This window comes from Cupriavidus pauculus (genome assembly GCF_008801835.1).
In the GTDB taxonomy this organism is placed as follows: Bacteria; Pseudomonadota; Gammaproteobacteria; order Burkholderiales; family Burkholderiaceae; genus Cupriavidus; species Cupriavidus pauculus.
Genome location: NZ_VZOW01000002.1, coordinates 139,495 through 153,638, shown reverse-complemented (window position 1 = coordinate 153,638; position 14,144 = coordinate 139,495). Strand labels below are relative to the sequence as shown.

General features: G+C 64.9%; 12 protein-coding genes and 1 tRNA gene. 8 read left to right on the top strand and 5 right to left on the bottom strand.

The features are described from left to right. Positions 1–7: 7 nt before the first annotated feature. Complete coding sequence (locus F7R19_RS03340; RefSeq protein WP_061958487.1) at positions 8–1,486, bottom strand: aminotransferase-like domain-containing protein; 1,479 nt, start codon at positions 1,484–1,486, stop codon at positions 8–10. A 177-nt stretch (positions 1,487–1,663) separates the two neighbouring features. Here F7R19_RS03340 and F7R19_RS03335 point away from each other — a divergent pair, with 177 nt between their 5' ends. Genes F7R19_RS03335 through F7R19_RS03325 form a run of 3 tightly spaced genes read left to right on the top strand, consistent with a single transcriptional unit; the run spans position 1,664 to position 4,285 of the window. Then, a complete protein-coding gene (locus tag F7R19_RS03335; RefSeq protein WP_150979364.1) occupies positions 1,664–2,056 on the top strand; it encodes a hypothetical protein in 393 nt (130 codons plus the stop codon). Beyond that, the gene (locus F7R19_RS03330) at positions 2,040–3,662 is read left to right on the top strand and encodes an NAD(P)/FAD-dependent oxidoreductase (RefSeq protein ID WP_150979363.1); all 1,623 of its coding nucleotides are present in this window, start codon (positions 2,040–2,042) and stop codon (positions 3,660–3,662) included. Before F7R19_RS03335 ends, F7R19_RS03330 begins: the two co-directional genes overlap by 17 nt. Positions 3,663–3,664: 2 nt before the next feature. Next, positions 3,665–4,285, top strand: coding sequence for a DUF1415 domain-containing protein (locus tag F7R19_RS03325; RefSeq protein ID WP_150979362.1), 621 nt, complete (start codon positions 3,665–3,667; stop codon positions 4,283–4,285). Between the two features lie 152 nt (positions 4,286–4,437). On the opposite strand, the gene F7R19_RS03320 is transcribed toward F7R19_RS03325, so the two are convergent. Then, positions 4,438–5,268, bottom strand: coding sequence for a class I SAM-dependent methyltransferase (locus F7R19_RS03320; RefSeq protein WP_150979361.1), 831 nt, complete (start codon positions 5,266–5,268; stop codon positions 4,438–4,440). Between the two features lie 228 nt (positions 5,269–5,496). On the opposite strand from F7R19_RS03320, the gene F7R19_RS03315 reads away from it, so the two are divergent. The 4 genes from F7R19_RS03315 to F7R19_RS03300 all read left to right on the top strand — a co-directional run bounded on the left by F7R19_RS03315 (position 5,497) and on the right by F7R19_RS03300 (position 8,752). Beyond that, positions 5,497–7,110 carry a DUF342 domain-containing protein gene (locus F7R19_RS03315; RefSeq protein WP_150979360.1) on the top strand — a complete coding sequence of 538 codons (1,614 nt, stop codon included), beginning with the start codon at positions 5,497–5,499 and terminating at the stop codon, positions 7,108–7,110. Positions 7,111–7,387: 277 nt separating this feature from the next. Continuing rightward, positions 7,388–7,828, top strand: a complete 441-nt coding sequence (locus tag F7R19_RS03310) for a response regulator transcription factor (RefSeq protein WP_211922707.1) — start codon at positions 7,388–7,390, stop codon at positions 7,826–7,828. Between the two features lie 136 nt (positions 7,829–7,964). Continuing rightward, on the top strand, positions 7,965–8,333 hold the full coding sequence (locus tag F7R19_RS03305; RefSeq protein ID WP_150979359.1) for a hypothetical protein: 369 nt from the start codon (positions 7,965–7,967) through the stop codon (positions 8,331–8,333). Continuing rightward, entirely contained in the window at positions 8,330–8,752 is a 423-nt protein-coding gene (locus F7R19_RS03300) for a hypothetical protein (protein ID WP_150979358.1), read from the top strand. The genes F7R19_RS03305 and F7R19_RS03300 overlap by 4 nt, the downstream gene beginning before the upstream one ends. Before the next feature lie 135 nt (positions 8,753–8,887). Here F7R19_RS03300 and F7R19_RS03295 read toward each other — a convergent pair. The 3 genes from F7R19_RS03295 to pepN all read right to left on the bottom strand — a co-directional run bounded on the left by F7R19_RS03295 (position 8,888) and on the right by pepN (position 13,224). Continuing rightward, positions 8,888–8,963: transfer RNA gene (locus F7R19_RS03295), tRNA-Thr, on the bottom strand. 463 nt (positions 8,964–9,426) lie between these two features. Next, the gene (locus F7R19_RS03290) at positions 9,427–10,443 is read right to left on the bottom strand and encodes a class 1 fructose-bisphosphatase (protein WP_061958501.1); all 1,017 of its coding nucleotides are present in this window, start codon (positions 10,441–10,443) and stop codon (positions 9,427–9,429) included. An 87-nt stretch (positions 10,444–10,530) separates the two neighbouring features. After that, positions 10,531–13,224, bottom strand: a complete 2,694-nt coding sequence (pepN, locus tag F7R19_RS03285; RefSeq protein ID WP_150979357.1) for an aminopeptidase N — start codon at positions 13,222–13,224, stop codon at positions 10,531–10,533. A gap of 174 nt (positions 13,225–13,398) precedes the next feature. On the opposite strand from pepN, the gene F7R19_RS03280 reads away from it, so the two are divergent. Then, positions 13,399–14,061 carry a DUF4136 domain-containing protein gene (locus F7R19_RS03280; RefSeq protein ID WP_223505945.1) on the top strand — a complete coding sequence of 221 codons (663 nt, stop codon included), beginning with the start codon at positions 13,399–13,401 and terminating at the stop codon, positions 14,059–14,061. Positions 14,062–14,144 lie beyond the last annotated feature (83 nt).

Below are 14,144 nucleotides of genomic sequence, written 5' to 3'. Positions count from 1 at the left end.
GGCGCGGTCAGCCTGCCAGGCGGCGCACCGCGGCGGCGACCGTGTCGAGCGCGCGTTCCAGTTCGGGTGTGCGCAGATTGCCGCAGTTCAGCCGCAGGTAGTGATTGAAGCGGTTGGAATTCGAGAACATCGCGCCGGGCATGACGCGGATACCTTCTCGCAGGACCTGTTCGAACACGGCTTCGGACGAAACGCACAGCGGCATTTCCACCCACAGGTGCAAGCCGCCGCGCGGCAGCGTCAAGCGCGTGCCGGCTGGGAAGGTGGCGGCCACCTTCTGCGCCACCCATTCGCGCTGGCTGCGCAACTGTGTGCGCAGCCGCCGCAGATGCCTTTCGAACGCGCCGGTGCCCATGTACTCGGCCACGGCGATCTGCGTCAGCATTTCGTTGGGGCGCGACAGGCCGAATTTCAACATCTCGACGCGCGCCTGCCATTTGCCCGCGGTGATCCACCCCAGACGCATGCCGGGCGCCAGCACCTTGTGCAGCGAAGCGCAGTGGATCACCGTACCGGTGGTGTCCCACGATTTCGCAGCGGCTGGCGTGACGTCCTCGTCGAAGGTGGCCGAGCAGCAGTCGTCCTCGATCATCGCGATCCCGCGCGCGGCGCACCAGCGCACTAGCCGCTGCTTGTGCGCGTCGGGCATCACGCAGCCGAGCGGATTCTGCAGGTTGGGCACCACGCAGACCGCCTTGATGTTGTCGTAGGTCTGCGCGGCCAGCTCGAGCGCTTCGAGCGAAATGCCAGTCTGCGGGCTGCATGGGATTTCCAGCGCGCGCATGCCGAGGCTTTCCAGAATCTGCAGCAGGCCGTAGTAGGTCGGTGATTCGACCGCAATGACATCGCCTGGCCCGGCCACGGCGCGCAGCGCCAGGGTCAGCGCTTCCGTGGCGCCATGGGTGACCACGATCTCGTCGGGCGAGACATTGATGCGCGAACGCAGCGCATGCCGCGCCAGCGCGGCGCGAAACGCCGGGTGACCGTCGGAATCGACAGAACTGCCGAACAGGTCGGGATGCTGTCGCAGGGCGCGCACGGCGGCATGGCGCAGCGCGGCGGTTGGATACAACTCCGGCGCACCGCAGGCGCCGCCCAGATTGATCCGATGATGCTTGCTGCGCGCCAGGATCGCCGAAATGCGCTGGTGAATCCCCACGTACTGCGCAGGATCGGGCAGCCCGGGCGCGGGCTCCTCGATCGGCGCGAGTGCCGCATGCGCGGGCGGACTGACGAAGTAGCCCGAGCGCGGCCGCGCTTCCAGCAAGCCCGCGGCTTCCAGTTCGCGGCAGGCCTGCAGCGCGGTCGACAGGCTCACATCGTGCAGCCCCATCAGCGCGCGCACCGACGGCATGCGGTCCCCGGGCGCCAGCGTGCCCGCGGCGATGGCCTGTCGATAGTGGCCCGCCAGCCGCTGGTAGAGCGGCAGGGACGAAGCAACAGGCAGGTCTTGCGGTGGCTGGGTGGGCAAGGCGACGGTCGACATGGCGCAATCATCCCGCACGGGCGGGCTTCGGAACAGATACAGATAGGGCGACCCTGTATCGTAACAGCGCAAAACTTTGTCATCTGTTCTGGTGCGGGCCGTCGTCGCTTGTGCCTGTTGGCCCGGGTTGCGCGTCGATAGGCTGAAGGCATGATTTTTCAGCCAGGAGCGCAAGCCATGTCGACCCCCGAAACCCTTGCGGATGCAGCCCGCTCCGTCAGACTGGCCAGCGGCCAGTGCCTTACCCTTCACCTCGAAACAGGCGCCGTGGTCCTTGTGGAGCACGGGCGGATCGAGGCCATTGCCGCGCCGCGCTGGCTCGCCGGACAGATGACGCATGCGTCGCGCCTGCTAGGCGCCGGCGAGCTGGTTGTGATCGACGCGGCGGGCTGGCATGGGTTTGTGGCGCAGCAGTCCGCGCAATTGCGGATCGTCGCGCCGGCGCCGCGCCCCGGCCTGTGGCGGCTGATAAAATCGCGCTTCGGCCGTTCTGGCCTCCTGCTGGGCAACTCCCGGCCACCAGACACGAAGGCCGCAGAACAATCGGTTCCCCATGCTACGTCTCAGTGAAGTCAAACTCCCGCTCGATCATGCCGAGAGCGATCTGGAAGCTGCCGTGCGCAGCCATCTCGCTCAAATCGGCGTGAAGGGCGACGGTCTCGTCAAGTTCACGGTGTTTCGCCGCGCGCACGATGCGCGCAAGCGCGACGACATCAAGCTGACCTACATCATCGACATCGAGGTCAAGGACGAGCCCACGGCAATCCAGCGCATGGCGCGCAAGCCGAACTGGAGCGTGACGCCGGACATGACGTATCGGTTTGTTGCCCGCGCGCCCGAAGGCGGTCCGCGCTCGCGTCCGGTCGTGATCGGCTTGGGCCCGTGCGGCCTGCTGGCCGGCCTGATCCTGGCGCAGATGGGATTTCGCCCGATCATCCTCGAACGCGGCAAGGAAGTGCGCGAACGCACCAAGGACACGTTTGGACTTTGGCGCAAGAGCGTGCTCAACCCGGAATCGAACGTGCAGTTTGGCGAAGGCGGTGCGGGCACGTTTTCGGACGGCAAGCTGTACAGCCAGATCAAGGATCCGAAGCACTACGGCCGCAAGGTGCTCAACGAATTCGTGCGCGCCGGCGCGCCGGAGGACATCCTGTTCAAGGCGCGTCCGCACATCGGCACGTTCCGTTTGGTGAGCATGGTCGAAAAGATGCGCGCCGAGATGCTCGAACTGGGCGCCGAAATCCGCTTCGAAACGCGCGTCGACGACATTGACATCGATCGGGGTCAGGTGCGCGGCCTGAAACTGTCGAACGGCGATTACCTGGCCTGCGACCATGTGATCTTGGCCGTTGGCCACAGCGCGCGCGACACCTTCGAAATGCTGCACGAGCGTGGCGTATTCATGGAGGCCAAGCCCTTTTCGCTGGGCTTTCGCATCGAACATCCGCAGGGCCTGATCAACCGCAGCCGCTTCGGCAAGTTTGCTGGCAACAAGTTGCTGGGCGCCGCCGACTACAAGGTGGTGCATCACGCCAGCAATGGTCGCGCGGTGTACAGCTTCTGCATGTGTCCGGGCGGCACCGTCGTGGCGGCCGCATCGGAACCGGGCCGGCTGGTGACCAACGGCATGAGCCAGTACTACCGTGCCGAACGCAATGCCAACGCCGGCATCGTCGTCGGCATCACGCCGGATCAGGATTACCCGGGCGGGCCGCTCGCCGGTATCGCGTTTCAGCGCAAGTGGGAAGAGCGCGCGTTCGAGCTGGGCGGCAGCGACTATCGCGCGCCGGGCCAACTGGTCGGCGACTTCATCGCCGGGCGTCCGTCCACGGCGCTGGGCTCGGTCGAGCCTTCGTACAAGCCTGGCGTGACGCCGACGGACTTGAGCACGGCGCTGCCGGACTACGTGATCGACGCGATCCGCGAAGCGCTGCCCGAACTCGACAAGAAGATTGCCGGGTTTGCGATGCACGATGCGGTGCTGACGGGCGTGGAGACGCGCACGTCGTCGCCGCTGCGCATCCGGCGCAACAACGACGACTACCAGAGCATCAATGTACGCGGCCTGTATCCAGCCGGTGAAGGCGCGGGCTATGCGGGCGGCATCTACTCGGCGGCGATCGATGGCATCGAGGTGGCCGAAGCCGTCGCGCTGCATATCGCGGGCGGACAGTGACGATGAACGATCAGGGCGCTCAGACTAACGATCAGGCCGGACAGGCCGGACAGGCCGATAGCGCGCAGGCGGGCGAGCGTGAGCGGATCGTCGCCGACGTGCGCCACTGGCTCGCGCGCGCGGTGATCGGATTGAACTTGTGTCCGTTCGCCAAGAGCGTGTACGTCAAGGATCAGGTCCGCTACGTGGTCAGCGACGCGACGCGCGACGAGCAACTGCTGGAAGAACTGGAGCGCGAATTGCGCGCGCTGGCCGACAGCGACCCCGCGCAGGTCGACACCACGCTGTTGATCGTGCCGCATATGCTGCTCGATTTTCTCGCCTACAACGACTTCCTGTATTTTGCCGATCGCCTGCTGGGCAGCATGCGGCTGGCGGGCACGTTGCAGATCGCGAGCTTTCATCCGCAGTATCAGTTCGACGGTACGTCGCCCGACGATATCGAGAACTATACGAATCGCGCGCCGTATCCGATCCTGCATCTGCTGCGTGAGGACAGCATTGCGCGCGCCGCCGAGGCGTTTCCCGACGCCGAGGACATCTATGCGCGCAATATGGAAACGCTGCGCCAACTGGGCCACGCCGGCTGGCTCAAGTGGATGTCGGAAAAAAGCGATCTTTGAACGATCCGGGCCCGATTGCGATTGCTGTTGCGATCGGCCCGGTGGGCGTCATGGCGCCCGGCGTGATGCCGCGCTGATGCCGGCGAAAATCCGGCGCGGCCAGGCCATCCCGGCGGCGCTGCGTGACGCGCGCGTCCGGCGCGTCCGCTGCCTCACGCGGGCGTGAAGAAGCGCTCGTTCAGTTCCTCGAGTCCGACCGACTCCAACACCTGCTGCAATCGTTCGGCCGGACGGCGGCGCGGCAAGTCTTTGTATTGGGCGATGATCAGTTCGTTCTTCATCGAATGTTCCCAGCCCACCAGTTCCGTCACGCTTACCTGATAACCGTGCGCTTCCAGTTGCAGGCAGCGCAGCACGTTGGTCAACTGGCTGCCGAATTCGCGCGTATGCAGCGGATGGCGCCAGATCTCGGTCAGCGGATTGCCTGCCAGCAGCTTGCCCTTGTGCTTGCGCAGCACGCTGGCCACTTCGGCCTGGCAGCACGGCACCAGCACGATGTGCTGGGCGCGCTTGGCCAGCGCAAAGCGGATGGCATCGTCAGTGGCCGTATTGCAGGCGTGCAGCGCGGTAACCACGTCGACGGTTTCGGGCAGGGCGGGCGAGGTGATCGAATCGGCCACGGACAAGTTCAGGAACGACATCCCCGAAAAGCCTAGCCGCGCCGCCAGCGCCTGCGAGCTGGCAACCAGTTCCTCGCGCGTTTCGATGCCGAAGATATGCGACTGGTCGTGCAGGTCCTTGAAGAACAGGTTGTAGAGGATAAATCCCCGGTTCGACTTTCCCGCGCCATGGTCGACCAGCGACACCGCGCCCCGCGCATCCTTCACTTCCTGCAGCAACGGCTCGATGAACTGGAACAGGTGATACACCTGCTTGAGCTTGCGGCGGCTATCCTGGTTCATCTTGCCGTCGCGCGTCAGGATATGAAGCGCCTTGAGCAGTTCGATCGATTGACCGGGACGGACTTCGTGTTGATTGGACATCTTGCGGGTTCTGCCGGGACTTCGGAAAGGCCGACAGTTTAACGAAATCCCGGAGTCCCCACTTTTGTGGGCTAAAGTTCACTCGAAATGCGCCGTTGTTGCAAGGATCACGACAAGCAGAGTTGGCGAGCGGATTAGGTGCCGAACAGGCGGGTCTTTGCGGAAAGACCTTCGGGGCGATGAATCTCCGGCCGGCTGTCGCCACATAGAAAGAGAAAGTGGGGAGCCATGACAGCGGACGTGGGATTGCGCCTGGAGCTTAGTCAGCCCGGCGATCAGGTAAGGGCGTGCTTCACGCCACAGCCCGGACGCATGCCGCCGGATCGCGCTGCGCTCGAGGCCTTGCTGGCGGAGCAGGGCTGGCAAGGCGCGCGGCTCGACCAGGCCGCTGTCACCGGATTCCTCACGCAGTGCCAGTTGACCGACCGCGAGATCGATGCGGTGATCGGCGTTGTGCTGGACGGCGCCTTCGAGCTCGAAATCACCGGCGACAAACTGCGCCTGCTGCTGACGCTGATGCCGCCCGAAGGCGGCCGCCCGATTGCCGCCGAAGACATTGCGGCGGCGGCGGCGTCGATGGGCGTGGTCGCCCTGCTTGACGCCGCGGCGATCGGCGTTGCGCTCGAGGCGGGCAGTTGTGAAAGCCGCGAGATCGCTCGCGGCGTAGCGCCAGTCCAGGGCGAGCCGGCCAAGTTCGAAAGCCTGGTGCAGCAGCCGCGGCCGGCGCAGATCGAAAACGAAGACGACCGCGTTGACCTGCGCGACCTTGGCAGCCTGCTGCTGGTGAATCCCGGCACCGCGCTGATGCGCCGCACCCCGGCCAAGCCGGGCAAGGACGGGATGGACGTCCTGGGCAAGCCGATCGCCGCCGATCCTGTCGTCGACATGTCTTTTGCCGCGGACCTGTCCGGCGTGGCCGCCGATCCCAACGACCCGAACCGCTTGCTGGCCGTGATCGCCGGGTCGCCGCGCGTGCTGCCCAACGGCGTCAGCGTCAGCCCGGTGGTCGATGTCGAGGCGGTCGATCTGCACTCCGGCAACGTTACGTTCGATGGATCGCTGCGAGTGTCCGGCGATATCCGCACCGGCATGTCGGTCCGCGTGACCGGCGACGTGGTGGTGCAGGGCACCATCGAAGCGGCGCATGTGGAAGCGGGCGGTGACGTGATCGTCAAGGGCGGCATCATCGGCAAGGCCGAAGCCGCGCACGGCATGGACGCCAACGACATTGCCAGCGTGCGCACCAAGGGCGCCGTGCATGCGCGCTTCATCCAGAATGCCGTGGTCGAGGCCGCCACCGAGGTGGTGGTCGAAAGCGGCATCCGGCAGAGCGACGTGTCCGCTGGCGAGCGCGTGGTCGTGGGCTCGCCCACGGGTCAGGGGAGTATTAGCGGCGGGCGCACGCGTGCGCTGCAGGCGGTGAGAGCGGCCATACTCGGCGCACCGGCCGGCACTGCGACCGTGGTGCAGGTGGGGCTCAATCCGTTTGCCGACGAACAGAAGGCCGAGCTCGAGGCGCGGCGGCGCAAGGTGCTGGACGATCAAGCCAAGCTACAGCAACTGGTAGCGTTTTTTGCCAAGCATCCCGAGCGCGCCCAGGGCGATGTCCGCGAAAAAGCCCGCGCGACGATGTTCAAGATCAACCGCGATCTGTTCGAACTCGACGCCGAAATCGCCCGGCTCAGCGAACAGATCAAGCCCGCGGCCGATGCGGTAATCGCCGTGGGGCGCCGCATTCACGGCGGCGTGATGCTGCAGGTGGGCCACAAGGTGCTCAAGGTCATGGAAGACAAGAGCGGCGGCCAGGTGCGTGTAATCGAGGATCGCATCACGGTCACCTGATCGACGGCGGCGCCGGTGCTTCGCGGCCGTGCGGCTTGGTGGCAGCGTGGGCCTGGCGTTACGTTACGTTGCGCGGCCCCACGTTACGCCGGGCGTAACGTGGGGCACGTTCGTGCCGGTGATGCGAGGCGCGCCGCTATCTCCCGCCATCCCATGCGGCACAACGGTTTGCGGTCGGCGGCGGCACGCCACACACACGGCGCACGCGTCCGATTCCAGTTGGCATGACGCTTGCGGTTTCTTCCCGACAATCACAACAGATATGGGGAGACAGCAAATGACTGCACTCGTGATCGACGCCCAGCCGCTTTTCCGCCTGGGCATGGAGCGGCTGCTCGAGCGCGTGCCGGGATGCGGCGCCGTGCGCGCACTGGATCCGGCTGCCATCGTGGCGCTGCAGCCCGATAGCGCGCCGGCGATCGTGCTCTACGGCATGTCTGAGGACGCTACCGATAACTGGTATCTGCTGCGCCGGTTGCATCTGTCGCTGCCCAATGCGCGGATTCTGCTGCTGTCCGACAACATGTGGCTGCGTGTACCAGAGTCATTGCAGGCGTGCGGCGTGACGGAGCATTTGCCCAAGTCCGCATCGATTGAGCGCATGGAAGCGGCCATCCTGCAGATGCTGGGATGCCAGGATTTTGTCCCGCCGCCGGAAAGCAGCAACGAACGCTGGCGGCCGGCATCTCTACTGCCGCGCACCGCCCCCGTGCTGTGATGTCGTAACGCCGTGGCGTGTTGATGCAGGCGATTGAGACAAATCCGATTTTGCGGTCTCGACGGTTTTCGCGCGCCGTCTCTGTCTAGAATTTTCGTCATCCACTGCGGATGACGATTTTCGACAAGGAGGCCTCATGATGGAAATTGCTCTCGATTGCGCGTGCACCGCGCATGCCTTGCCTACTGCGCCACAGCATGCGCTTCGGCCTAAAGAGGGGCGAGCGGCCGGTGCAGGCCGGGAAGATCCGAGCTGCCCGAAGGATGCCGAGGCCGCGCATCTCGAGGCTGCTGCGGAATTGTTGCAGCGGCACGGCCTGTCGCTGGCCGCATGCAGTGTGTCGCGCGTGCGTCATGGATTGAATGTCGATGACGATGCCGTGTCCTATGTCATTCGCGTCGGGGCCGGCGTCGATATCTACGCCCTGAACGAAGCCGTCACGGCGATGCAGCTGGTGCGCGGATTGTCCCCTTCGGCACGACTTGACGTCGTGTTCCAGTCATGAGCGTCGATGCCGGTGCGATGCTGCGGTGCGCGGCCGTCATCGCCGAGGCTGCCCACGGCGAAGCCAACTTCCGCTCGGCCATTAGTCGCTGCTATTTCGCTGCCTTTCACGCGGCATACGCATGGCATGCCGCCTTGCCCGCGCCTGGATACCGCGGCCCGCGTGAGACTGGCCGGCACGAGACGCTGGTGCACCAGCTCTACCATCCGCGCTTGCCTGCCGCCCATCCGTCTTTCTGGCGATCGATCGCGCTGGCCCGCATGCTCAATCGGGGCAGGCAACTTCGCGTGCTGGCGGACTATCGCATCGATGTCGATATCGACCGGACGCAGATGGCGGAAGCACTGGTGAATAGTCTGGTGATCGTCAGGCAATGCGCGGCGCAGCCGTCGCAGGAGGTCCAATGCATGACGCTCTAGTGGTGTACGAGGGGAGCGGGGCGATCAGGGGAGGGCGCGGGTCCCGCAGGCGGCGGCCGACGATGCGATGCACACTGGAAGACGGGGCGCCAAGGCAAAAAGGGCAACCCGGATGGGCTGCCCTTTTTGTTCAAGTGGTGCCGGAGATAGGAGTCGAACCTACGACCTTCGCATTACGAATGCGCTGCTCTACCAACTGAGCTACACCGGCGAAACCTTAACTTGTAAAAACCTGTTCTATCCGTGCTATCTGCCATATGCCCAAGAAACCAGGCATTTCGGCCGGATTCGCTGCGTTTGCGTCGAATCGGATAGAGCCCGCAATAATATCAGCGACTTTTGGACTTGTGAAGCCCCCTCGCAGATTTTTCGACGAGAGCCGCACGCGGTGCGTCGCTGCGCTGCCAATCGCCACCAGTCAGTGCGGCATCGACAGGCGTAAGGATCGCACGGCGGCGCCCTGCGTCAAATCCAGAGAAGCCGGCGAAGTTACCCGCTGTTCGGTGTTGACCCGGATCGGACGCAAGATCGTCGGCAGTGTGAGTGCGCGGCCGGATCGGCCACGTCTCAGGCATCTCGCGCACCTCGCGCAATTCGTGCGCATCCCCCGCACCTCGCGCGCCAATGAAAACGGGGCGCCATGGCGCCCCGTCTGTAACCGACCGCTCAGCGTATCAACCCTTGGCGGCTTCTTCCTGGTGGTAGCGCGTCACGCGCTCCACTTCGTTCTTCGAGCCGAGAATGACGGAAACGCGCTGATGCAGCTTGGTCGGCGTGACATCGAGAATCCGCTCGTGGCCATTGGTGGCCGCGCCGCCGGCCTGCTCGACCAGGAACGCCATCGGATTCGCTTCGTACATCAGGCGCAGCTTGCCTGGCTTGTCCGGCTCGCGCTTGTCCCACGGATACATGAACACACCGCCGCGCGTCAGAATACGGTGCACATCGGCCACCATCGACGCAATCCAGCGCATGTTGAAGTTCTTGCCGCGCGGACCTTCTTCGCCGGCCAGGCATTCGTCGATGTACTTGCGCACCGGCGGCGCCCAGTGGCGCATATTGGACATGTTGATAGCAAATTCCTTGGTGTCTTCAGGAATCTGCACATCCGACTGGGTCAGCACGAAGCTGCCAGCCTCGCGGTCCAGCGTGAACATGTGCACGCCATTGCCAACCGTCAGGACCAGCGTGGTCTGCGGGCCGTACACGGCGTAGCCGGCGGCCACCTGGTGCGTGCCCGGCTGCAGGAAGTCGCTGTCCGTCACGGTCTGGCCGGGCTTGGGCATGTGCAGCACCGAGAAGATCGTGCCGATCGACACGTTCACGTCGATGTTCGACGAGCCGTCGAGCGGATCGAACAGCAGCAGGTATTCGCCCTTCGGGTAGCGATTCGGAATCTCGTAGAACGAGTCCATTTCTTCCGATGCCATGGCCGCCAGATGGCCGCCCCATTCATTGGCGTCCAGCAGCACTTCGTTGGCGATCACGTCGAGCTTCTGCTGGGTTTCGCCCTGGACGTTGCCGGTGCCGGCCGAGCCCAGCACGCCCGCGAGGGCGCCCTTGCTGACGGCGTTGGAAATGGCCTTGCAGGCGCGGGCAACCACCTCGATCAGCAGCCGGAGCTCCGGCTGGATCGTGTTGTGTTTGCGCTGCTCCTCGACAAGATAGCGGGTGAGGCTGATGCGTGTCATGGTGGGTTCTCCTTGGATGGCCGCCATTCTACAGGGCCGCCGCCATGGATAGCCCCAAATCCCGACGAGCGTGCCGCCTGCCTCACTTCAACTCGCCAGCGATTTGCTGACGATTTCGCGCACATCGCGCGACAGCGTGGACGATGCCGCCACGCGCTCCAGCGCGGCGCGCATCCGGTCGCGCAGCGGGATCTCGTACTTCTGCCAGCGATCCATCACGCGCGCAAGACGCGCCGCGACCTGCGGGTTGATGGCGTCCAGCGCCAGCACCTGGTCGGCCCAGAACACATAGCCGGAGCCGTCTTCGGCATGGAACTGCGCGGGGTTGCCGGAGCAGAAGCTGAAGATCAGCGACCTGGCGCGGTTGGGGTTGCGCAGGTTGAACGCAGGATGCTCCATCAGCGCGCGCACCGTGTCGATCGTGCGTTTGCCCGCGTGCGGGCCTACTTCGCCGCGTTGCATGCCCTGCAGCGAGAACCATTTGTCGATGACCAGTGCGTCGTTTTCAAAGCGCTCGTAGAAATCTGCCAGGGCATGCTCGCGCCCCGGTGCGAAGCTGTTGACCAGTGCGGACAGTGCGGCAAAGCGATCGGTCATGTTGTCGCTTTGCTGATAGTGGTGCTCGGCCAGCGCCTGCATGTCGGCATCGCCGCTGTCGGCCAGATAGCCGAGCGCGAGATTGCGCAGCGCGCGTTTGGCCATCGAATCGGCGTCAGGGCTATACGCGCCGGGCGTCTCGTTGGCCTGGTAGGCAGCCAGCCATTCGGCCTTGAGCGCACGCGCCAGACCCTCGCGCAGGAACAGGCGCGCGCGATGAATCGCGGCCGGATCGGCTACGCCCATGCGTTCGGCAAGATACGCTTCGGCGGGCAGCATCAGTGCCTGTTCGCGGAAAGCCGGATTCAGCGTGTCATCGGTGAGCACCGTGCGGAATGCCGCGACCAGCGCGGGGTCCAGTTTCAGTTCGCGCCGGGCCTGCGCATCGCCAACCAGCTGCAACAGCGCGCGCGTGGCCAGCCGCTGGCCGGCTTCCCAACGATTGAACGCGTCGCTGTCGTGGGCCAGCAGGAAAGTCAGTTCCGCGTCGCTGTATTCGTAGTCGACGATCACCGGCGCGGAGAAATTGCGCAGCAGCGATGGCAGCGGCGCCTGGTCGCCCGGGGGAAGTCCGATAAACCGGAACGACTGCTCGGCCTGCGTGAAGTCGAGCACGCGCGTGGTGCCCGAGGCCTGCGTTTCGCCGTCGAGCTGCAGAGGCAGGTCGTTACCGCTGTCGTCGATCAGGCCCAGCGCGAACGGAATGTGGAACGGTTGCTTGGCTGGCGATCCGGCGCGGGTCTCGATGCCGACTTTGGGGCAGCGCTGCGTGAGTATCAGCGTCAGCGCCCCGGCGGCGCCGTCCCACTGCGTCTTCGCCGTGACCACCGGCGTGCCAGCCTGGCTGTACCAGAGCCCGAACTGGGTCAGGTCGCGCCCGTTCGCGTCGGCCATGGCCGCGCGGAAATCGTCGCACGTCACAGCCTGGCCATCGTGACGCTCGAAGTACAGGTCCATCCCTTTGCGAAAGCCGTCGCGGCCGAGCAGCGTCTGGTACATGCGCACGACTTCGGCGCCTTTCTCATAGACGGTGACCGTGTAGAAATTGTTGATTTCCTCGTAGCTGTCGGGCCGCACCGGATGCGCCATTGGGCCCGCATCTTCGGGGAACTGCACCTGGCGCAGCACGCGCACGTCCTCGATGCGCTTGACCGCGCGGCCCGATTCCGATCCCATCATGTCGGCCGAAAACTCCTGGTCGCGGAATACGGTCAGGCCTTCCTTGAGCGACAGCTGGAACCAGTCTCGGCAGGTGACGCGATTGCCGGTCCAGTTGTGGAAGTACTCGTGCGCCACCACCGATTCGATGTTGGCAAAGTCCACATCGGTGGCGGTCTGCGCGTTGGCCAGCACGTACTTCGTGTTGAAGATGTTCAGGCCCTTGTTTTCCATCGCGCCCATGTTGAAGTCGCTGACCGCGACGATCATGAAGCGGTCCAGATCGAGTTCCAGCCCGAAGCGCCGTTCGTCCCAGCGGATCGAGTGGATCAGCGAATCCATCGCGTGGCGCGTCTTGTCCAGGTCCTGCGGTTCTACCCAGACCTGCAACAGCTTTTCCTTGCCCGACGCGGAAACGATCTTTTCCTCGATGCATTCGAGTTTGCCGGCCACCAGTGCAAACAGGTAGGACGGCTTGCGGAACGGGTCTTCCCAGACCGCCTCGTGGCGGCCGTCCGGAAGCTCGCGCTGCGACAGCAGGTTGCCGTTCGACAGCGATACCGGACTCGTCGAGCGCTGGGCGCGCAGCGTGACGCGGTAGGTGGCCATCACATCGGGACGGTCCAAAAAATACGTGATGCGGCGAAACCCTTCGGCTTCGCATTGCGTGAAGAAGTTGCCGTTCGAGACATAGAGCCCCGACAACGTGGTATTGGCCGCCGGATTGCAGGCCGCGGTGATCTCGAGCGAGCCGCGCGCGGGCAGGCCGGTCAGCGTCAGGGTTTCGTCATCGACCGTGAACGTGGTGAACGGCTGGCCGTCCAGCTTGATGCCGACGAGTTCGAGCGCTTCTCCGGCGAGCACCAGCGGCGCATCGGCGGCGCCTGTGCGCCGCAGCGTCAGCGTACTGGTGACAACGGTGCGCTGTGGGTCCAGGTCGAGCACCATGTCGACGTGGTCGATGGCAAACGCGGGCGGAGTATAGTCCTTGCGATAGACGGTAACGGGCGTGTCGGTGCGCAGCATGGGGATCCTGTCTTCTGGTGACCGGGGGCGTGGGCCGTGCGACAACGGCCCGGAAGCCCCCATTGTAGCCAAGGGGGTGCCGGGCTGCGCCGGGCCGCTTCGGCGCGGGAATTTGGCGCGCGCGTTCGTGTCTCAGGAAACGTGAACGGATCGAGAACAAGAGGTATCGCGATGATGTGGCAAGGTTTGGCGGGTTGGGGCAGGCGCGGGGGCGTCTGGGCGCTGATGGCGGCGGCGGCATTCTGGCTGTCGGGCTGCGCGAGCACGGTGACCACCGAGGTCACGTCGTTCCGCCAGACCGGCTGGTCCAACGATGCGCCGCGCACCTATGCGTTCGACCACGCGCCGCAACAGGACGTCCAGCTCGATCGCCAGACCTACGAAGCATGGCTGGCCCAGGCGCTGGCCGGCGTCGGCTTCGAACAGGCGCCGGCAAGGCAGGCGCGCTATCTAGTGTCGATGGAGTACGACAGCGCGCCCGGGCTGGTCCGTGTGGCGGAAACCGTCTATCCCGATCCCTGGTACGGTCCGTGGGGTCCGTACTACGGGCCGTACGGGTGGTATCGGCCATGGGGTCCTTACGGCTGGGGGCCGGGCTACTGGCCGCCGCAAACGGTCGTGCGCGACGTGCCGGTAACGTTCTCGAACCTGCGGGTGTTTTTCAACGACGCGCACAGCGGGCAGCGCGTCTATCAGGTGACGGCGCGCAATACCACCGAAGGCGGCAGCCTGACGGCCGTGATGCCCTACATGATCCGCAGCGCGTTCGTCGACTTTCCCGGCGAGAGCGGTCGACCGCGGCGCGTCACGCTGGAAGTCGACAAGGAAAAGAAGTAGGGTGGAAGAGCGGCCTTGAGCGCATGCATTGGTCGACATTCGTCGACGCATTTGTCGGGGAATGGTTTGCAGATGAATCAATG

Excerpts from the sequence above, each read along its gene's own strand:
- F7R19_RS03320 (WP_150979361.1), bottom strand. The coding sequence starts at position 5,268 with ATGTCCAATCAACACGAAGTCCGTCCCGGTCAATCGATCGAACTGCTC.
- pepN (WP_150979357.1), bottom strand. The coding sequence starts at position 13,224 with ATGCTGCGCACCGACACGCCCGTTACCGTCTATCGCAAGGACTATACT.
- F7R19_RS03315 (WP_150979360.1), top strand. The coding sequence starts at position 5,497 with ATGACAGCGGACGTGGGATTGCGCCTGGAGCTTAGTCAGCCCGGCGAT.
- F7R19_RS03340 (WP_061958487.1), bottom strand. The coding sequence starts at position 1,486 with ATGTCGACCGTCGCCTTGCCCACCCAGCCACCGCAAGACCTGCCTGTT.
- F7R19_RS03310 (WP_211922707.1), top strand. The coding sequence starts at position 7,388 with ATGACTGCACTCGTGATCGACGCCCAGCCGCTTTTCCGCCTGGGCATG.
- F7R19_RS03325 (WP_150979362.1), top strand. The coding sequence starts at position 3,665 with ATGAACGATCAGGGCGCTCAGACTAACGATCAGGCCGGACAGGCCGGA.
- F7R19_RS03305 (WP_150979359.1), top strand. The coding sequence starts at position 7,965 with ATGATGGAAATTGCTCTCGATTGCGCGTGCACCGCGCATGCCTTGCCT.
- F7R19_RS03335 (WP_150979364.1), top strand. The coding sequence starts at position 1,664 with ATGTCGACCCCCGAAACCCTTGCGGATGCAGCCCGCTCCGTCAGACTG.
- F7R19_RS03290 (WP_061958501.1), bottom strand. The coding sequence starts at position 10,443 with ATGACACGCATCAGCCTCACCCGCTATCTTGTCGAGGAGCAGCGCAAA.
- F7R19_RS03280 (WP_223505945.1), top strand. The coding sequence starts at position 13,399 with ATGTGGCAAGGTTTGGCGGGTTGGGGCAGGCGCGGGGGCGTCTGGGCG.
- F7R19_RS03330 (WP_150979363.1), top strand. The coding sequence starts at position 2,040 with ATGCTACGTCTCAGTGAAGTCAAACTCCCGCTCGATCATGCCGAGAGC.
- F7R19_RS03300 (WP_150979358.1), top strand. The coding sequence starts at position 8,330 with ATGAGCGTCGATGCCGGTGCGATGCTGCGGTGCGCGGCCGTCATCGCC.